This window comes from Micromonospora sp. NPDC003241, from assembly GCF_053589795.1.
In genome coordinates, this window is sequence record NZ_JBSFSO010000057.1 from 1 (window position 1) to 15,503 (window position 15,503).

Genomic DNA, 15,503 nt, shown 5'->3' on the forward strand with positions numbered 1-15,503 from the left:
TCAGGACGTCCGTGGTTCCGGGCAGCATGACGACCTCCCCCGATCAGCTTGCCAACAAATGTTGGCAAACACTTGTTGGCAACGCTAGGCGCCCCTGGGTCACCCCCACCCGGACCACCGGGATCACTCACCTGCTGGTCACAGGATGACCGCGTACTTGCAGGAGCCGTGCGTGACCTTCTTGATCGCCACCTTCTTGATCTTCATTTCCGTTCACCTCCTTCGAGGTCGAGAAAGGACAGACCGGCGGCCCGCAGTCGGGCCCGGTGCCGCCGGACGAACCAGGACCGCACCTTCTCGGGGTCGCGGCCGGTCAATCTGGCACAGGACGCCGCGATGCTGTTCAGCGCCGTGACGTCGAAGCCGATGTCGTGCCATTCCTGGCCGTGTTCGCGCCAGAGTTCGGCGCCGGCCGGGGTGGCGGAGACCCGGGAGAGATAGTTCAGACCGATGGCGATGTGCTGGATCTCGTCGGTCCGCACCGCCTCGTACAGCCGGGCGAGCGGATCACCGGCGAAGATCTCGCCGAACAGAATGAACTCGTCCGAGGCGAGTCCTTCGAGGATGGTGTGCACGAGTGCCCGGCCCATGTGCGGCAGGCTCAGCAGCATCTCGTCGAGCGGCTCCATCGCCTCCTGCGCGTCCGGTTCGACGTCGCCGCCGATCGCGCGGGCGTACTGGTAGAAGGCGTCCGCGTGGCGGGCCTCGTCCGCCGTGGCCAGGGCCAGGCTGAAGCGGAACGGCGCGTCCTCGGTGTTCGCCGCGAGCGTGGCGGCGGCGACCAGCCCGGCCTGCTCGGCGTAGTACCCGCGCGAGGCGGCCCGCCAGGCGATCTCGGTGCGGTCCCAGTCCTTGCGGCGCAGTCCGTCGCCGATGATGTCGCTCGCCCGCCACGCCTTCTTGTCCCGGGTCACCCCGAAGACGCGGTACGCGACGGCGTCGTTGTCGAGTTCATCGTGACGAATGAGGACCATGGCCAGCTCCACTACCGACAGGGGAAGGGGATCTCGGCGCCACGTCCGGCACGGTGGCCCGGCGGCGAACCCGTGGGTTCGGCTGGGACCGGCCAGGTGCCTCGTGTCCTGCCTGCGGCCGGTGCTACCAGCCACTTCTCCGCCCGGAGCTTGGCGAAACGGTAACGGCGGTGTGCACCCTGGTCAAGGTGCCCGTCGGGCGGTGGCACGGACGTGCCATCGCCGACGGCATACCCTGCGCTGATGTTTGCGGGACTGGGGCGGCTGCGGCGCCGGGTGGAGGGTCTGGGCCCGTTGGTCGCGGCGCACGGGACCGGTGTGATCGGCACCGAGATCACCGCGCTGGCGCTGCCCACGCTGGCGATCCTCCACCTGGGAGCGTCACCGTTCGTCGCCAGCGCGTTGTTCGCGATCGAGTTCGGTACGCACGCCCTCGCGTCGCCGATGCTCGGAGTGGTGGTCGACCGGACCCGATCACCGCGCCGCCTGCTCGTCGGCGGGAGTCTCGGCTACGCGGCCGTGGTCGCCACGGTGCCGGTCGCCGGCCTGCTCGGCGTGCTCTCCATCCCGATGCTGGCCGTGGTCGCGGTCGTCGCCGGCGGACTCGGTGCCCTGGTCACGATCGGCCTCCAGGCCGCGATACCGCGCCTGGTGCCGGCCGAGCGGCTGGTGCAGGCGAACTCGGCGATGGCCGGGGCCCGGTCGGTCGGGCAGGTGGCCGGTCCCGCCCTCGCCGGCTGGCTGATCCAGGTGGCCGGTGCCGCCGCCGCGATGGGCGTCGACGCGCTGGCCCGGCTGCTCAGCGTGGTCGCGTACGCCCGGCTGCGGATCGGTGCCCGCACCGGTCCCGCCGCCACCTCCGACGGTACGGCGGGCAGCATGCTCGACCAGCTGCGTGAGGGAGTGGCGGCGATGCGCCAGCGCCCGGTGCTGGTCCGGGTGGCGGTGACGGCGGCGGCCCTCAACTTCGGTGGGTCGGCGCTCGGCGCCCTCTATCTCGTCTACGCCTACCAGCACCTGCACCTGTCACCCGGGCTGATCGGCATCACCTACGTGGTCAGCAGCGTGGTGTCCCTGCTGGCCGTCACGGTGGCGGGCCGGGTGATCCGCCGGCTCGGCATGACCCGGGTGGTGCCGGTCTTCGCCCCGCTGGCCGGTGCCGCGCTGTTCCTGATCCCGGCCGCCACCGTCGCACCGCCCTTCGTCACCCTCGTGGTCTACGAGGCGATCTTCGCGTTCTGCGCCACCGTCTGGTTCATCGCGACCACCACCCTCCAGCAGTCGCTCGTACCCGCCCACCAACTGGGCCGGGTGATCGCGCTCGGGCGGGCCGCGACGACTTTCGCGATCCCGGTCGGCGCGCTGCTCGGCGGAGCCCTGGCGCAGTGGTGGGGGCTGGTGCCCACGCTGATCCTGTTCGCCTCCGCCGCGCTGCTCGGCGGCTGCGTGAGCAGCCTGCGCGGCGGCGGTACCGAACTGCCCGGCCCGGAAGATGGCACGATCTCGCCAATCGACGGATCCGACGCTGACGACCAGGTTGGCAGCATCGCGCCATCCTCGGGGCCAGCCGTTGACGCCGCACCTCGTCGACCCGAAAGTTGAACCGGCATCACGTTTGGCGCACCGCGTTCTGCGATCTCCGCCCGGGACCGCACACGCTGAGAAGCCAACGACGGGAAGCACCATGGACCTGTTGTCCGCCTACCGTGACATGCTCACCATCCGACTGTTCGAGGAAAGTCTGCTGCGGTGCGCGGAGCAGGGCCTGGTGCCCGGCGCGATCCACCCGTACACCGGCCAGGAGGCGGTCGCCGTCGGTGTGCTGGGCGCCCGGGACCCCGCCGAGTGGGTGGTCAGCTTCTACCGCTGCCACGGTCACGCCCTCGCCGCCGGATGCCCGCCCGAACGGGTGATGCGCGAGGTCCTCGGTCGTCGTGGTGGCCTCTGCGGCGGCAAGTCCGGCTCGATGCACCTCGCCGACCGCACCCACCGTCTGCTCGGCTCGACGTCGATCGTCGCCGCCCAGATCCCGATCGCCGCCGGCGCCGCGATGGCCGCCCGGCTCGACGGGGACGGGCGCGCCGTGCTGGTCTTCTGCGGTGACGGCGCGCTCGGTGCCGGTGGCGCGTACGAGACGCTCACCATCGCCGCCGCCCAGCGGCTGCCGCTGCTGGTGGTCTGCGAGGACAACGGTTGGCAGGACCAGACGGCCAGCGCCCTGGTACGCCACCTGAGCCCCGTCGAACTCGTCGCCGGGCTGAAGCTGCCGTACGTCGAGGTCGACGGCAACGACGTCGAGGCGGTGCACGACGCGGCCGACACCGCGTTGGCGGCCTGCCGCGCCGGCACCGGACCCCAGGTCGTCGTGGCGCACACCTACCTGCGGGACTTCCACACCCAGCTTGGGCAGCACCCACCGGCCCAGTACCGGCCCGAGGAGGAACGGCGACGGTGGGCGGAACGCGATCCGCTGACCATGGCCGCCGGACGACTCACGGCCGACCTGGACGCGCTGCACGCCGAGGTGGCCGCCGAGGTCGACGCGGTGGTGCGGGCGGCGCTCGCCGCCGGGGACCCGGATCCGGCCACCGCGACCACCGGCGTGACCGTCACCGCGGACCTGATCGGGGCGGGCCGATGAGCCGCCGCCACCCGATCGGCGAGGCGGTCCGCGAGGCGTTCACCGAGCAGCCGACCCTGAGTCACTTCAGCACCTTCCAGCAGGAGGACCTGGTCGCGCAGTTCGGCCCCGAGCGGATGGTCCGGATGCCGATCGCGGAGAACGCGATGCTCGGCATGGCCCTGGGCATGGCCCTGGTGGGCCGGCGGGTGCTGTTCAGCGTCAACCGGGTGGCGTTCCTGTTCAGCGCATTCGACCAGCTGGTCAACCAGGTCACCACGTGGCGGTACATGAGCGACGGCCAGTTCTCGGTGCCGCTGGTGATCCGGGGCGTCACCCAGGGCGGCGAGCACCTCGGCGCGCAGCACGAACACGTGCCGTACGGCATGCTCAGCCAGATCCCCGGCCTGGTCGTCGCCGTACCCGGCTCGCCGAACGCGGTCGGCGGCCTGCTGCGGACCGCGTTGCGTCACCCCGACCCGGTCGTCCTGCTGGAGTCACCGCGCCTGTTCACCCCCACCTGGACCGACCTGCCCGAGCCCGAGCCGTCCGCGGACCCGCTGCCGTTCGGCGTCGCCGGTCTGGCCCGGCCCGGTGACGACCTGACCCTGGTCGGGATCGGCAACACGCTCATCGAGAGCATGCTGGCCGCGCGGCGGCTGGCGGAGCACGGTCTCCAGGCCCGGGTGGTCGACCTGCGGACGGCGGCGCCCCTGGACCGGGACGGGGTCGCCGCGATGGTGGTGCCCGACCGGCCGGTGATCCTGGTCGACGAACAGCCCCGCGCCGGGTCCGTGCTGACCGACCTGGCCTATCACCTGGTACGCACCGGCGCCGCCCGCCCCGAGCACGTCGAGCTGCTCACCGGCGTCGCGGTTCCCGCGCCGGTGAGCCCGGCGCTGCTCGACGGCCTGCTCCCCGACGCGGACCGGATCGTCCGCGCGGCACTCGACACCTCGGCCCCCCTCACCCCGCGGAGATGACCATGACGAACAGCGAGTACGCGGTCTGGCACGGCCTCACGCCGATGGGCCCGCACCTGCGGGAGAACGGCCCCGACCTGTTCCTGGTCAGCGGTGCCGGCAGCCACCTGGAGGACGCCGCCGGGCGGCGCTACCTGGACGCCCGCTCGTCGATGTGGAACGTCACGCTGGGCTACTCGTGCGAGTCGGTGAAGCAGGCGATGACCCGTCAGCTCGACGTGCTGCCCAGCGGCACCGTGATGCGCTACGAGCATCCGCCGCAGGTCACCGTCGACTACGCCGCCGCGCTCGTGGCGCTGCTGCCGCAGCCGCTGCGGCACGTACGCTTCGGCAACACCGGCAGCCAGATGACCGAGGCGGCGGCGATGCTGTCCCGGTTCTACCGCCGGATGACCGGCGAGACGGACCGGCACACCGTGATCGCGCTGCACGACGCGTACCACGGGACCGGACCGCTGGCCACGGCGCTGACCGACGAGCCGATCCTGCACGACTACTCCGCCCCGATCGACGGGCACGTGGTGCACGTGACGACGCCGCCGCCGGTGACCTGTGACCCCGACGCGTGCACCGGCGAGTGCGTACGCCCGGTCCTCGACGCCATCGAGTCGGTCGGCGTCGAGCGGGTGACGGCGGTGATGTTCGAGCCGGTCTCCGGCACCTCGTTCCGGCCCGCGCCGGAGCACTACCTGGAGACGCTGATCGTCGAGTGTCGCCGCCGGGGCATCCACACCATCGCCGACGAGGTGACCACCGGCGCCGGTCGGGTCGCCGCGATGACCTACGTCGAGCGGCTCGCCGAGGTCCCCGACATGCTGGTGCTCGGCAAGGGCCTGAGCGCCGGCTACTTCCCGCTCGCCGCGCTGGTCGTGGCGAGCGACATCTACGACGCCCTCGCCGACCCGCCCGTGCGGCTCGGCTTCCCCAACGGCTCCACCACCGACGGCCACCCGATCGGCGCGGCGGCCGGTCTGGCGGTGCTCGACATCCTCACCGCCGACGGCTTCCTCCCCGCGGTACGCCGACGCGGCGCCGAACTGGTCGAGATGCTGGACGCCGCGTCGCAGGCGGATCCCCGGATCGGCGCGGTCCGCGGCATCGGCATGATGCTCGGCGTCGAGCTGCGCGACGCCGACGGCGAACTCTGGTCGTTGCGCGACGTCCACAACCTGCGCGGGGTGTGCCGCGAGTACGGGCTGCTGACCAGCTACGCGAGCGGCGTGATGCCGTTGCTGCCGCACCTGACCGTCTCCACCGACGACTGCCGCGAACTGGTGGAACGGTTCGCCAAGGCGGTGGCCGCGTACCGCTCCTGACGCCGGCCGGTCGGCCGACCCGCCAGATCCGGGCCGCAGAGATCGAACTGTCGACGCCTGTGGCCCGTACTGGTGCGTGGGAGGTCCGAGAACATGGCCGTACGTCGAGTTGTCGTCGTCGCGTTGGTCGCCCTCGTCGGGACGACGACCGGTGCGCTGCCCGCCGCCGCGCAGGGTGCCCCGACGTACCCGGTCAGCCGCTCGGCCGCGTGCGCGCCGGACGGTCCGCACGTGGGCACGTCGGCCTGCCTGGCGGCGGTGCAGGAGGGCGCCGCGCTGCGCGAGTGGGACAACGTCCGGGTGTACGGCGTCGACGGCCGGGACCGGGACGTGATCCCCGACGGGGAGCTGTGCAGCGGCGGCCTGTCCGCGTACCGGGGGCTGGACCTGCCGCGCACCGACTGGCCGGCGACGCCGCTGACCGCCGGCGCGGAGTTCGCCTTCCAGTACCGTGCCACCACCGCGCACAAGGGCACCTTCCGGCTCTACCTGACCCGCGAGGGCTACACCCCGTCGAGGAAGCTGACCTGGGCGGACCTGGACCGGCTGCCCTTCCTGCGGATCACCGACCCGCCGCTGCGGGACGGGACGTACCTGATGTCCGGCCGGTTGCCGGCGGACCGCAGCGGCCGGCACGTGATCTACACGATCTGGCAGCACTCGGATACCGCCGACACCTACTACTCCTGCTCGGACGTGGACGTCGTGGCGGTCGACGCGTTGCGGCCGGGCGGCATCACGCCGGCAGGCTCCGCCGGTGGCACCCCGGAGGCCGAGAACGGGCTGCCGGGCGTCGGTGCCGACGCGACCACCGAGGTCGCCGACAACGTACCGGTCGCCGCGGTCACCTACCTGGACGGCCGCCGCTGGCCGCTGGTCGCGGGCGGCCTGCTGCTCACGTTGCTGCTCGTGTCGATCGCCCTGCGGCTGCGCGGCTCGCGCGGCGGGCCACCGAAGGGGCCGGTCTGCACCGTCCGCAACCACCGGGCCAACCCGCGCCCCTGGTGACCGTCCGGCGCGACCTCGCCCGCCGGAGCGGCGGCCCGGGAACGACGCGGCGGGTACGGTCGACGTCATGCGCTACGTGCAGCTCGACACCCCGAAGCCCCTGTCCAAGATCGGTCTCGGCACCTGGCAGTTCGGCTCGCGGGAGTGGGGCTACGGCCCCGACTACGAGCGGTTGGCGGCGGACATCGTCCGGCGTGCCGTCGAGCTGGGGGTGACCGTCTTCGACACCGCCGAGATCTACGGCCTCGGTCGCAGCGAACGGATCCTCGGTGCCGCGCTGGCCGCCGACCGGGACAAGGTCACCGTGGCCACCAAGATCTTCCCGGTGCTGCCGGTGGCGGCGGTGGTGCAGCAGCGGGCGGTCGCCTCGGCGGCCCGGCTCGGCGTCAGCAGCATCGACCTCTACCAGGTGCACTCGCCCAACCCGCTCGTCGCCGACGGCACCACCATGCGGGGCATGCGCGCGTTGCAGGACGTCGGCCTGGTCGGCGAGGTCGGGGTGAGCAACTACAGCCTGCGCCGCTGGCAGGTCGCCGAGACCGTGCTGGGTCGGCGGGTGCTGAGCAACCAGGTCCGCTACAGCATGGTGGACCGCAAGCCGGAGCGGGACCTGCTGCCGTACGCGGAGCAGGCGGGTCGGGTCGTCATCGCGTACAGCCCACTGGCCCAGGGATTCCTCTCCGGCCGGTACGACGTGCGGCACCCACCGGTCGGCGCGATCCGCCGGGCCAACCCGTACTTCCTGCCGGAGAACCTGGCCCGGGGCACCGCCCTGATCGAGACGCTGCGTCAGGTGGCCGCCGCCCACGACGCCACGCCGAGCCAGATCGCCCTGGCGTACGTGCTGCGGCACCCGAACGTGGTGGCCATCCCCGGGGCGTCCAGCGTGGAGCAGATGGAGCGCAACGCCGCCGCCGCCGAGATCGACCTGACCGAGGACGAGTACGCCGCCCTGGTCAACGCGGCCCGGGCGTTCCGCCCACTGACCGGCCTGGCCGCCGTACCGCGCATGATCAAGGCCCGCGCCGGCCGCTGACCTCGGTGCCCGCCGCTGGCGCGGCGGCGGTTCCTCAGGGCAGGTCGCGGGCGTAGCAGACGGAGAGCGGCGCGCCCCGGTACGGGCCGAAGTTCTCGATGGGCCGGTAGCCCTCGCGTTCGTAGAAGCGCTGCGCGTCGGGCTGGGCGGTGCCGGTCTCCAGCAGCAGGGTGAGCACGGCGGCCTGGCGGGCCGCGTCCTCCAGGGCGCGCAGGATGGCGACGGCCACGCCGGTGCCCCGGGCCGGCGGGACGACGTACATCCGCTTGATCTCGGCCGATCCGGGGCCGAGCAGGCGCAGGCCGCCGCAGCCCACGGCGGTGCCGGCGGCGTCGCGGGCGACGAGGAAGACGCTGACGGTCTCGGCGGCGGGCGGTGCCCCCGGCTCGTGGTCGTCGCAGCCGTAGCGGGCGTCGAGTTCGGCGCGCTGCGCGGCGCGTAGGCGGGTGGCGTCGGTCGAGTCCCACGGCTCGTGGTCGATGGAGATCATGGTCGTTCCCTCTCCGGTGATCCGTAACAAGCGTTACCGTAACGTACGCTACGGTATGGGGTCACGGCCAGGGGAGGGGACGGATGCCCAGACGGCGCGACCTTGCCGACCAGCAGCGTCGCCTCTCGGCGGCCACCTGGTCGGTGCTGGCCGAGCGGGGGCTGCCCGGCCTCACCCTGCGCGCGGTCGCGGAACGGGCCGGCTGCACCACCGGCATGGTGCTGCACACCTTCGCCGACAAACAGGCGCTGCTGGTGCACGCCCGGGAGCTGTTGCATCGGCGTACCGGCCAGCGTGCCGACGCCGCCCAGGCCGATGCCGACTCGCCCCGGGCGGCGCTGCGTGCCGTGCTGTGGCAGGCCGCCTCGCCGACCGAGGAGAAGCGCGAGGAGGCGCGGGTGTGGGTCGGCTTCCTCGCCGCCGCGCTGGCCGACCCGGTCCTCGCCGACCTGCACCGCGCCTACAACCGGCGGTTCCTGGACCGTATCGGCGGCCTGGTCGCCGAGGTCCGCCCGGACTGGCCGCCGGCCGCCTGCGCGGACACCGCGATCAGCCTGGTCGCGGTGGTCGAAGGGCTCAACGCGCTGGCGGCGGTCGATCCGCAGACCTACTCGGAGGAGTCGCAGCGGGTCGCCGTCGACGCCGCGCTCACCCGGCTGAGCCGGGGATCCGACGAGGAGAGCTGAAAGCCCTCCGAGCGCGCTAGCGTTGGGCGGGTGACTGCACCGACCTCGATGACCCCGGTCCCGCCGGCCGACCTGCCCGGCACGCTCGGCGCGCTGCGCGCCGCCGGCCACCGGTACCGCAGCGTCAAGCAGGAACTACGGGACAACCTGCTGGCCCAGATGCGCAGCGGCGCGCCACGCTTCCCCGGCATCGTCGGGTACGACGACACGGTGCTGCCGGAGGTGGAGCGGGCGCTGCTGGCCGGGCACGACATGGTGCTCCTCGGCGAACGGGGCCAGGGCAAGACCCGGCTCATCCGGTCACTGGTGAGCCTGCTGGACGAGTGGACCCCGGTGATCCCCGGGTCGGTGCTCAACGAACACCCGCTGCACCCGGTCACCCCGGCGTCGCGGACGCTGGTCGCCGAGTCCGGCGACGACCTGCCGATCGGCTGGCTGCACCGTTCGATGCGGTACGGCGAGAAGCTCGCCACCCCGGACACCAGCGTCGGTGACCTGATCGGCGACGTCGACCCGATCCGGCTCGCCCAGGGCCGTACGCTCGGCGACCCCGAGACGATCCACTTCGGGCTGGTGCCGCGTACCAACCGGGGCATCTTCGCCGTCAACGAGCTGCCGGACCTGGCCGAACGCATCCAGGTGGCGATGCTCAACGTGCTGGAGGAGCGGGACATCCAGGTCCGTGGCTACCAACTCCGGCTTCCCCTGGACCTGCTGCTGGTGGCCAGCGCCAACCCGGAGGACTACACCAACCGGGGTCGGATCATCACCCCGCTCAAGGACCGGTTCGGCGCCGAGGTCCGTACCCACTACCCGACCGACCTGGAGCGGGAACTGGAGCTGATCCGGCAGGAGGCCGACCTGGTCGCCGAGGTGCCGGAGCACGTGCTGGAGGTGCTCGCCCGGTTCGCCCGCGCGGTCCGCGAGTCGCCCTCGGTCGACCCGCGTTCCGGTGTCTCCGCCCGGTTCGCCGTCGCCGCCGCCGAGACGGTCGCCGCCGCCGCGCTGCGCCGAGCCGGCCTGCTGGCCGCCGCGTCTGCCGTGCCGGGCGCGTCTGCGGCTGGGGGTGAGGTGTTAGCAGGGGACCCCTCCTCTACCGCAGACGTTAGTAGGGGTCCCTTCCTTGCACTCGACGCGGTAGCGCGGGTGGGCGACGCGGTGTCGGTGACCTCCACCCTGCGCGGCAAGGTGGAGTTCGAGAGCGGCGAGGAGGGGCGCGAGATCGAGATCCTCGGCCACCTGCTCCGGACCGCCACCGCCGACACGTTCCGGGCCCGGCTCGCCGGGCTGGACCTGTCCGGGTTCACCACACTGGTCGAGGAGGGCGAGACGGTCGAGACCGGGGAACTGGTGTCGGCGGCCGAACTGCTGCGCCAGGTGGGCACCGTGCCGGGGCTGGCCAAGGTGCTCGACCGGCTCGGCGTCGGTGACGCGCCCAGCCCCGGGCAGGCCGCCGCGGCGGTCGAGTTCGTGCTGGAGGGGCTGCACCTGAGCCGCCGACTGGGCAAGGACGTGACCGACTCGGGGCGGACCCGCTACGGCGGCCGGGACTGACCATGGCCGGCAACCGGTTCCGGTACGGGCAGTGGCGGGGCGGCCCCGATCCGCTGGCGCCGCCGTACGACGTGCAGGCCGCGGTGGACCAGGTCGGCCAGGAGGTGCTGGCCGGCGGCAGCCTGCGGGACGCGCTGCGGGAACTGCTGCGCCGGGGGCCGCAGGAGCGGGGCGGGCTGGATGCGTTGACCGCTCGCGCCCGGCGGCTCCGCCGGGAGGCCCTGCGCCGGGGTGACCTGGACGGCGCGGTGACCCGGGCACAGGCCCTGCTGGACCAGGCGCTGGCCGCCGAGCGCGACGAGTTGTCCGGCCGCTCGGACGAGGCGGCCCGGTTCGCCGAGGCGACGCTGGACAACCTGCCCCGCTCCACCGCACGAGCGGTGCGGGAACTGTCCGACTACCGGTGGGCCAGCGAGGAGGCCCGGCAGACCTACCAGCGGATCCTCGACGGGTTGCGGGACGACGTACTCGGCCAGCGTTTCGCCGGGCTGCGGTCCTCGGCCCAGATGGCCGCCGACCCGGCCGTGCAGGAGCGGCTGGCCGAGATGATGCGGGACCTGAACGCCCTGCTGGCCAAGCACGCCCGCGCCGAGGACACCACCGACGCGTTCGCCGAGTTCATGCGCCGGAACGGCGACTTCTTCCCGGAACGGCCGGCCGACGTCGACGAGCTGATCGACCTGCTGGCCCGACGGTCGGCGGCCGGGCAACGGCTGATGAACTCGCTCTCCGACCGGCAGCGGGAGGAACTCGCCGGCCTGATGCGCCAGTCGCTCGGCGACCGGCTGGCCGGTGAACTGGCCGACCTGGAGGGCAACCTGCGGGCGCTCCGCCCCGACCTGCGCTGGGGCCGGGGCGAGCGGATGCGGGGCGAGCAGCCGCTCGGCTACGGCGAGGCGACCGGGGCGCTGGACGAGATAGCCGAGCTGGACGACCTGCTGGACCAGTTGGGGCAGGAGTACCCGGGGGCGACCCTGGACGACATCGACGTCGAGTCGGTGGCGCGTACCCTCGGCCGGGACGCCGCCGACGACGTACGCCGACTCCGGGAACTGGAGCGGGAGCTGCGGCGACAGGGTTGGGTGACCCGGGACGCCGAGGGTCTGACCCTGAGCCCGAAGGCGCTCCGCCGTCTCGGAAGCACCGCGCTGCGGCAGGTCTTCGCGGAGTTGACCGCCGGCCCCCGGGGAGAGCACGACCTGCGGTCGGCCGGCGCGGCCGGCGAGGTCACCGGCGCGTCCCGCCCCTGGGCGTACGGTGACGAGCAGCCCATCGACGTGGTGCGGACGCTGACCCGGGCGGTACGCCGGGCCGGCCCCGGAGTGCCGCTGCAACTGGCCGTCGAGGACTTCGAGGTGGTGGAGACCGAGCGGCGGGCCTCGGCGGCGGTGGCGCTCTGCGTGGACCTGTCGTACTCGATGATCTCGCAGGGCCGGTGGGGCCCGATGAAGCAGACCGGCCTGGCCCTGGCCCACCTGATGGCGACCCGGTTCCCGCAGGACGCGCTCCAGATCATCGGGTTCGGTCGGCGGGCGGCGACACTGACCCAGCAGGAGCTGGCCGCGGTCGAGCCGGACATGACCCAGGGCACCAACCTGCAACACGCGCTGCGGCTCGCCGGCCGGCACCTGCGCCGTCACCCGGACGCCGAACCGGTGGTGCTGGTGGTGACCGACGGCGAGCCGACCGCCCACCTGGACCCGGTCGACGGTGAGGCGGTGTTCCACTGGCCGTCGTTGCCGGAGACCGTCGAGGCGACCATCCGCGAGGTGGACCGGATCGGCCGGTACGGCGCGACGCTGAACCTGTTCATGCTGGGTGACGACCCGGGACTGCACCGCTTCGTCGACGCGGTGGCCCGGCGCAGCGGCGGCCGGGTCTTCACCCCGGACACCGAGGACCTCGGCGAGTACGTGGTCAGCGACTACCTGCGGTCACGGCGCGGTCGCCGCTAGGCTCGGCCGGGTGGAGGTCGACGGGTTGCGGCAGGCGTACGACGCGCTGCTGGCCGAGGTCGGCGCGGGCGGGTTCGGGCCGCCGCCGACCGGCGGCTACCGCGCCGAGCAGATCGTGGCGCACCTGGTTACCAGCGACGAGCTGATGAGCGAGGCGACCGAGGCGGTGCTCGCCGGCTCCCCGTACGCCTTCTACGAGCTGGACGAGATCCACCGCCCGGAACTGGACGCGTTGGTCGCCGAGGCCGGTGGTCTGGCCGGGCTGGCCGACCGGCTCCGGCGCAGCAGCGATCGACTGGTCGCCCTGGTGGCCCGGCTCGGCGCGGGGGCGGACACGCCGGTGGAGACGCACCTGCGCGAGGGCTTCGACCTCGTCGTCGACGAGCCGTTGCCCTGGGGCCGCGTCATCGACCTGCACACCCGCGTCCACCTGCCCCGACACCTGACCGAGCTGCAAGCCCTGCGCCCCTGACACCCCGCCCTCGCGCGCCGCTCGGCTCTCGCTGTCCGGCGCTCGCTGTCCCGGAACTGTTAGCAGGGGACCCCTGCTATGCCGCAGGCGTTAACAGGGGGCCCTTCCTTTCACTGCAGCGCCCAGCGCTGCGCCGGGTTGCCGTCGCACGGTGCCTGGACGACGTCGGTGCCGGCCTCGCCACCGCCGTCGCGGGCCTGGGCGCACTTGCCGCTGTGCACGGCCACCACCAGCACGGTGCCGTCGTCGGCCGCCTGGAGACGCCACTGCTGGTTGTCCTCGCCGTGGCAGCCGAACTGCTGCAACCGGGCACCGTCGTCGCCGCTGCGTCCCTCCACGTCGAGACACTGGTTGTGGGCGCCGTTGGTCAGCGTCACCGTGTCCGGGCCGAACGGGTTGACCACCCATTGCTGCTCCGGCCCGCCGGTGCAGCCGGCCAGCTTCGCCACCGCCCGCTCGCCGTCCCCGTCGAGCCCGAGGCAGAGGCCGGAGCCGGCGCCCCGGAGCACCTTCGGCCCGGTGTTCGGGTCGGGCTCGGCGGGAGTGGGCGAGGGAGTGGGCGTCGGCTCGGGGCTCTCCACGGTCGGTGGCGCGAAGCTCTCGCTCGGGCTCGGTGCGGCCGACGTCGGGCTCCCGGCGACCGGTGCCGGCTGCGGGTCGTCGCCGCCACCGAGCAGGCCGGTGGCGAACAGCACCCCGGCCAGTACGCCGACCAGCCCGACCGCACCGGCCACCAGCAGCACCGGGTCCCGGGGCGGTCCGGACCGGCGGGTGCCGTAGACGGTGCCCGATCCATCGGTTTCCGACATGCCGGCATCCTGGCCCACCCCGGGCCGGTACGCCATCGCAGGTGCGGTAACTCTCGCGTGGACGGCCCGCCCACGGCACCCCCAACGCGTAAAGTGACCCCATGCACGCTTTGCGTGATCATGACGTGGCGGTGGCTCAGCTGCGACGGTCGTACGCGGCGGTGCCACCGGGTCGGCCGGTGCGGCTGGCCAAACGGACCTCCAACCTGTTCCGCCCGCGCGACGCCCCGCGTACGGCGGGCCTGGACGTCAGCGGGCTCGGTGGCGTGCTCGGCGTCGACCCGGCCGCCCGCACCGCCGACGTGCAGGGCATGTGCACCTATGAGCGGCTGGTCGAGGCGACCCTGCCGCACGGCCTGATGCCGCTGGTGGTGCCGCAGCTCCGCACCATCACCCTGGGCGGGGCGGTCACCGGGCTGGGCATCGAGTCGACCTCGTTCCGCAACGGCCTGCCGCACGAGTCGGTCACCGAGATGGACGTGTTCACCGGGTCGGGCGAGCTGGTCACCGCCCGACCTGCGGGCGAACACGCGGACCTCTTCGCCGCCTTCCCCAACTCGCTGGGCAGCCTCGGCTACGCCACCCGGCTGCGCATCGAGCTGCAACCGGTCCGGCGACACGTGGCGCTGCGCAACGTGCGGTTCACCGACCTGACCGCGTTGACCGAGGCGATCGCCGAGATCACCGCCGGCCGCGTCTGGGCGGGGGAGACCGTCGACGCGATGGACGGGGTGATGTTCAGCCCCGGCGAGGCGTACCTGGTGCTGGCCCGTTTCACCGACGAACCGGGCCGGGTCTCCGACTACACCGGTCAGGGCATCTACTACCGGTCGCTGCGCCGGCTGCCGCACGACACGCTCACCGTCCACGACTACCTGTGGCGCTGGGACACCGACTGGTTCTGGTGCTCGGCGGCGTTCGGCGCGCAGCATCCGCTGGTCCGGCGGCTGTGGCCGGCCCGGTGGCGGCGCAGCGACGTCTACCACCGCATCGTGCGGCTGGAGCACCGGCACCAGGTGGCCGCCCGGATCGACCGCTGGCGCGGCCAGCCGGCCCGGGAACGCGTGGTGCAGGACGTGGAGGTCCCGCTGGACCGCACCGCCGAGTTCCTGCACTGGTTCGCCCGCCGGGTGGGGATGGCCCCGGTGTGGCTGTGTCCGCTGCGGCTCCGCGAGCCGACGGGCAGTGGTTCCGCCCGGTCCTGGCCGCTGTACCCGCTCCGGCCCGGGCAGGACTACGTCAACATCGGGTTCTGGGGGAGCGTGCCGATCGCGGAGGGCGCCGCCGACGGCGACGTCAACCGGGAGATCGAGCGCGCGGTGTCGGAGACGGGCGGGCACAAGTCGCTCTACTCCGACGCGTACTACGACCGGGATTCGTTCGACCGGCTCTACGGCGGCGAGACGTGGCGCGCCGTGCGGGACCGGTACGACCCGGAACATCGGCTCACCGGACTGTACGAAAAGGCGGTAGCGCGCGCATGAGCGAGCGTAGCGAGCGAATCATCAGGTTCAGTGCGTTTGAGTCTCATGTCGGCACGGAGCGAAGCGGAGTGCCGGCATGAGCGAGCGTAGCGAGCGAATCATCAGGTTCAGTGCGT

General features: G+C 73.0%; 14 protein-coding genes. 11 read left to right on the forward strand and 3 right to left on the reverse strand.

The genetic code is table 11. The features are described from left to right. Positions 1-203: 203 nt before the first annotated feature. Complete coding sequence (locus tag ACWDVW_RS29215) at positions 204-974, reverse strand: ferritin-like domain-containing protein (protein ID WP_449955201.1); 771 nt, start codon at positions 972-974, stop codon at positions 204-206. A 243-nt stretch (positions 975-1,217) separates the two neighbouring features. Here ACWDVW_RS29215 and ACWDVW_RS29220 point away from each other — a divergent pair, with 243 nt between their 5' ends. From ACWDVW_RS29220 to ACWDVW_RS29245, 6 genes are all read left to right on the forward strand, one after another. Next, positions 1,218-2,576 carry an MFS transporter gene (locus tag ACWDVW_RS29220; RefSeq protein WP_449955204.1) on the forward strand — a complete coding sequence of 453 codons (1,359 nt, stop codon included), beginning with the start codon at positions 1,218-1,220 and terminating at the stop codon, positions 2,574-2,576. 91 nt (positions 2,577-2,667) lie between these two features. Continuing rightward, the gene (locus ACWDVW_RS29225) at positions 2,668-3,615 is read left to right on the forward strand and encodes a thiamine pyrophosphate-dependent dehydrogenase E1 component subunit alpha (RefSeq protein WP_449955207.1); all 948 of its coding nucleotides are present in this window, start codon (positions 2,668-2,670) and stop codon (positions 3,613-3,615) included. Then, on the forward strand, positions 3,612-4,577 hold the full coding sequence (locus ACWDVW_RS29230) for an alpha-ketoacid dehydrogenase subunit beta (protein ID WP_449955210.1): 966 nt from the start codon (positions 3,612-3,614) through the stop codon (positions 4,575-4,577). The genes ACWDVW_RS29225 and ACWDVW_RS29230 overlap by 4 nt, the downstream gene beginning before the upstream one ends. A gap of 2 nt (positions 4,578-4,579) precedes the next feature. Next, entirely contained in the window at positions 4,580-5,893 is a 1,314-nt protein-coding gene (locus tag ACWDVW_RS29235; RefSeq protein WP_449955213.1) for an aminotransferase family protein, read from the forward strand. Between the two features lie 93 nt (positions 5,894-5,986). Beyond that, on the forward strand, positions 5,987-6,901 hold the full coding sequence (locus tag ACWDVW_RS29240; protein WP_449955215.1) for a lytic polysaccharide monooxygenase auxiliary activity family 9 protein: 915 nt from the start codon (positions 5,987-5,989) through the stop codon (positions 6,899-6,901). A 67-nt stretch (positions 6,902-6,968) separates the two neighbouring features. Beyond that, positions 6,969-7,937: an aldo/keto reductase gene (locus ACWDVW_RS29245; protein ID WP_449955217.1), complete on the forward strand. Its 969-nt coding sequence runs from the start codon at positions 6,969-6,971 to the stop codon at positions 7,935-7,937. A 34-nt stretch (positions 7,938-7,971) separates the two neighbouring features. Here ACWDVW_RS29245 and ACWDVW_RS29250 read toward each other — a convergent pair whose 3' ends face one another. Next, positions 7,972-8,427, reverse strand: a complete 456-nt coding sequence (locus ACWDVW_RS29250; protein ID WP_449955219.1) for a GNAT family N-acetyltransferase — start codon at positions 8,425-8,427, stop codon at positions 7,972-7,974. A gap of 83 nt (positions 8,428-8,510) precedes the next feature. Here ACWDVW_RS29250 and ACWDVW_RS29255 point away from each other — a divergent pair, with 83 nt between their 5' ends. From ACWDVW_RS29255 to ACWDVW_RS29270, 4 genes are read left to right on the forward strand one after another with little or no spacing between them, the layout of a single operon-like run. Continuing rightward, the gene (locus tag ACWDVW_RS29255) at positions 8,511-9,113 is read left to right on the forward strand and encodes a TetR/AcrR family transcriptional regulator (RefSeq protein ID WP_449955222.1); all 603 of its coding nucleotides are present in this window, start codon (positions 8,511-8,513) and stop codon (positions 9,111-9,113) included. A gap of 48 nt (positions 9,114-9,161) precedes the next feature. Beyond that, the gene (locus ACWDVW_RS29260) at positions 9,162-10,667 is read left to right on the forward strand and encodes a magnesium chelatase (RefSeq protein ID WP_449955282.1); all 1,506 of its coding nucleotides are present in this window, start codon (positions 9,162-9,164) and stop codon (positions 10,665-10,667) included. 2 nt (positions 10,668-10,669) lie between these two features. Then, positions 10,670-12,622, forward strand: a complete 1,953-nt coding sequence (locus ACWDVW_RS29265; protein WP_449955225.1) for a vWA domain-containing protein — start codon at positions 10,670-10,672, stop codon at positions 12,620-12,622. A 10-nt stretch (positions 12,623-12,632) separates the two neighbouring features. After that, positions 12,633-13,094, forward strand: coding sequence for a hypothetical protein (locus ACWDVW_RS29270; protein ID WP_449955227.1), 462 nt, complete (start codon positions 12,633-12,635; stop codon positions 13,092-13,094). Between the two features lie 110 nt (positions 13,095-13,204). Here ACWDVW_RS29270 and ACWDVW_RS29275 read toward each other — a convergent pair whose 3' ends face one another. Further along, entirely contained in the window at positions 13,205-13,903 is a 699-nt protein-coding gene (locus ACWDVW_RS29275; protein ID WP_449955230.1) for an RICIN domain-containing protein, read from the reverse strand. Between the two features lie 101 nt (positions 13,904-14,004). On the opposite strand from ACWDVW_RS29275, the gene ACWDVW_RS29280 reads away from it, so the two are divergent. Next, positions 14,005-15,387: an FAD-binding oxidoreductase gene (locus ACWDVW_RS29280; protein ID WP_449955233.1), complete on the forward strand. Its 1,383-nt coding sequence runs from the start codon at positions 14,005-14,007 to the stop codon at positions 15,385-15,387. Positions 15,388-15,503: the final 116 nt, after the last annotated feature.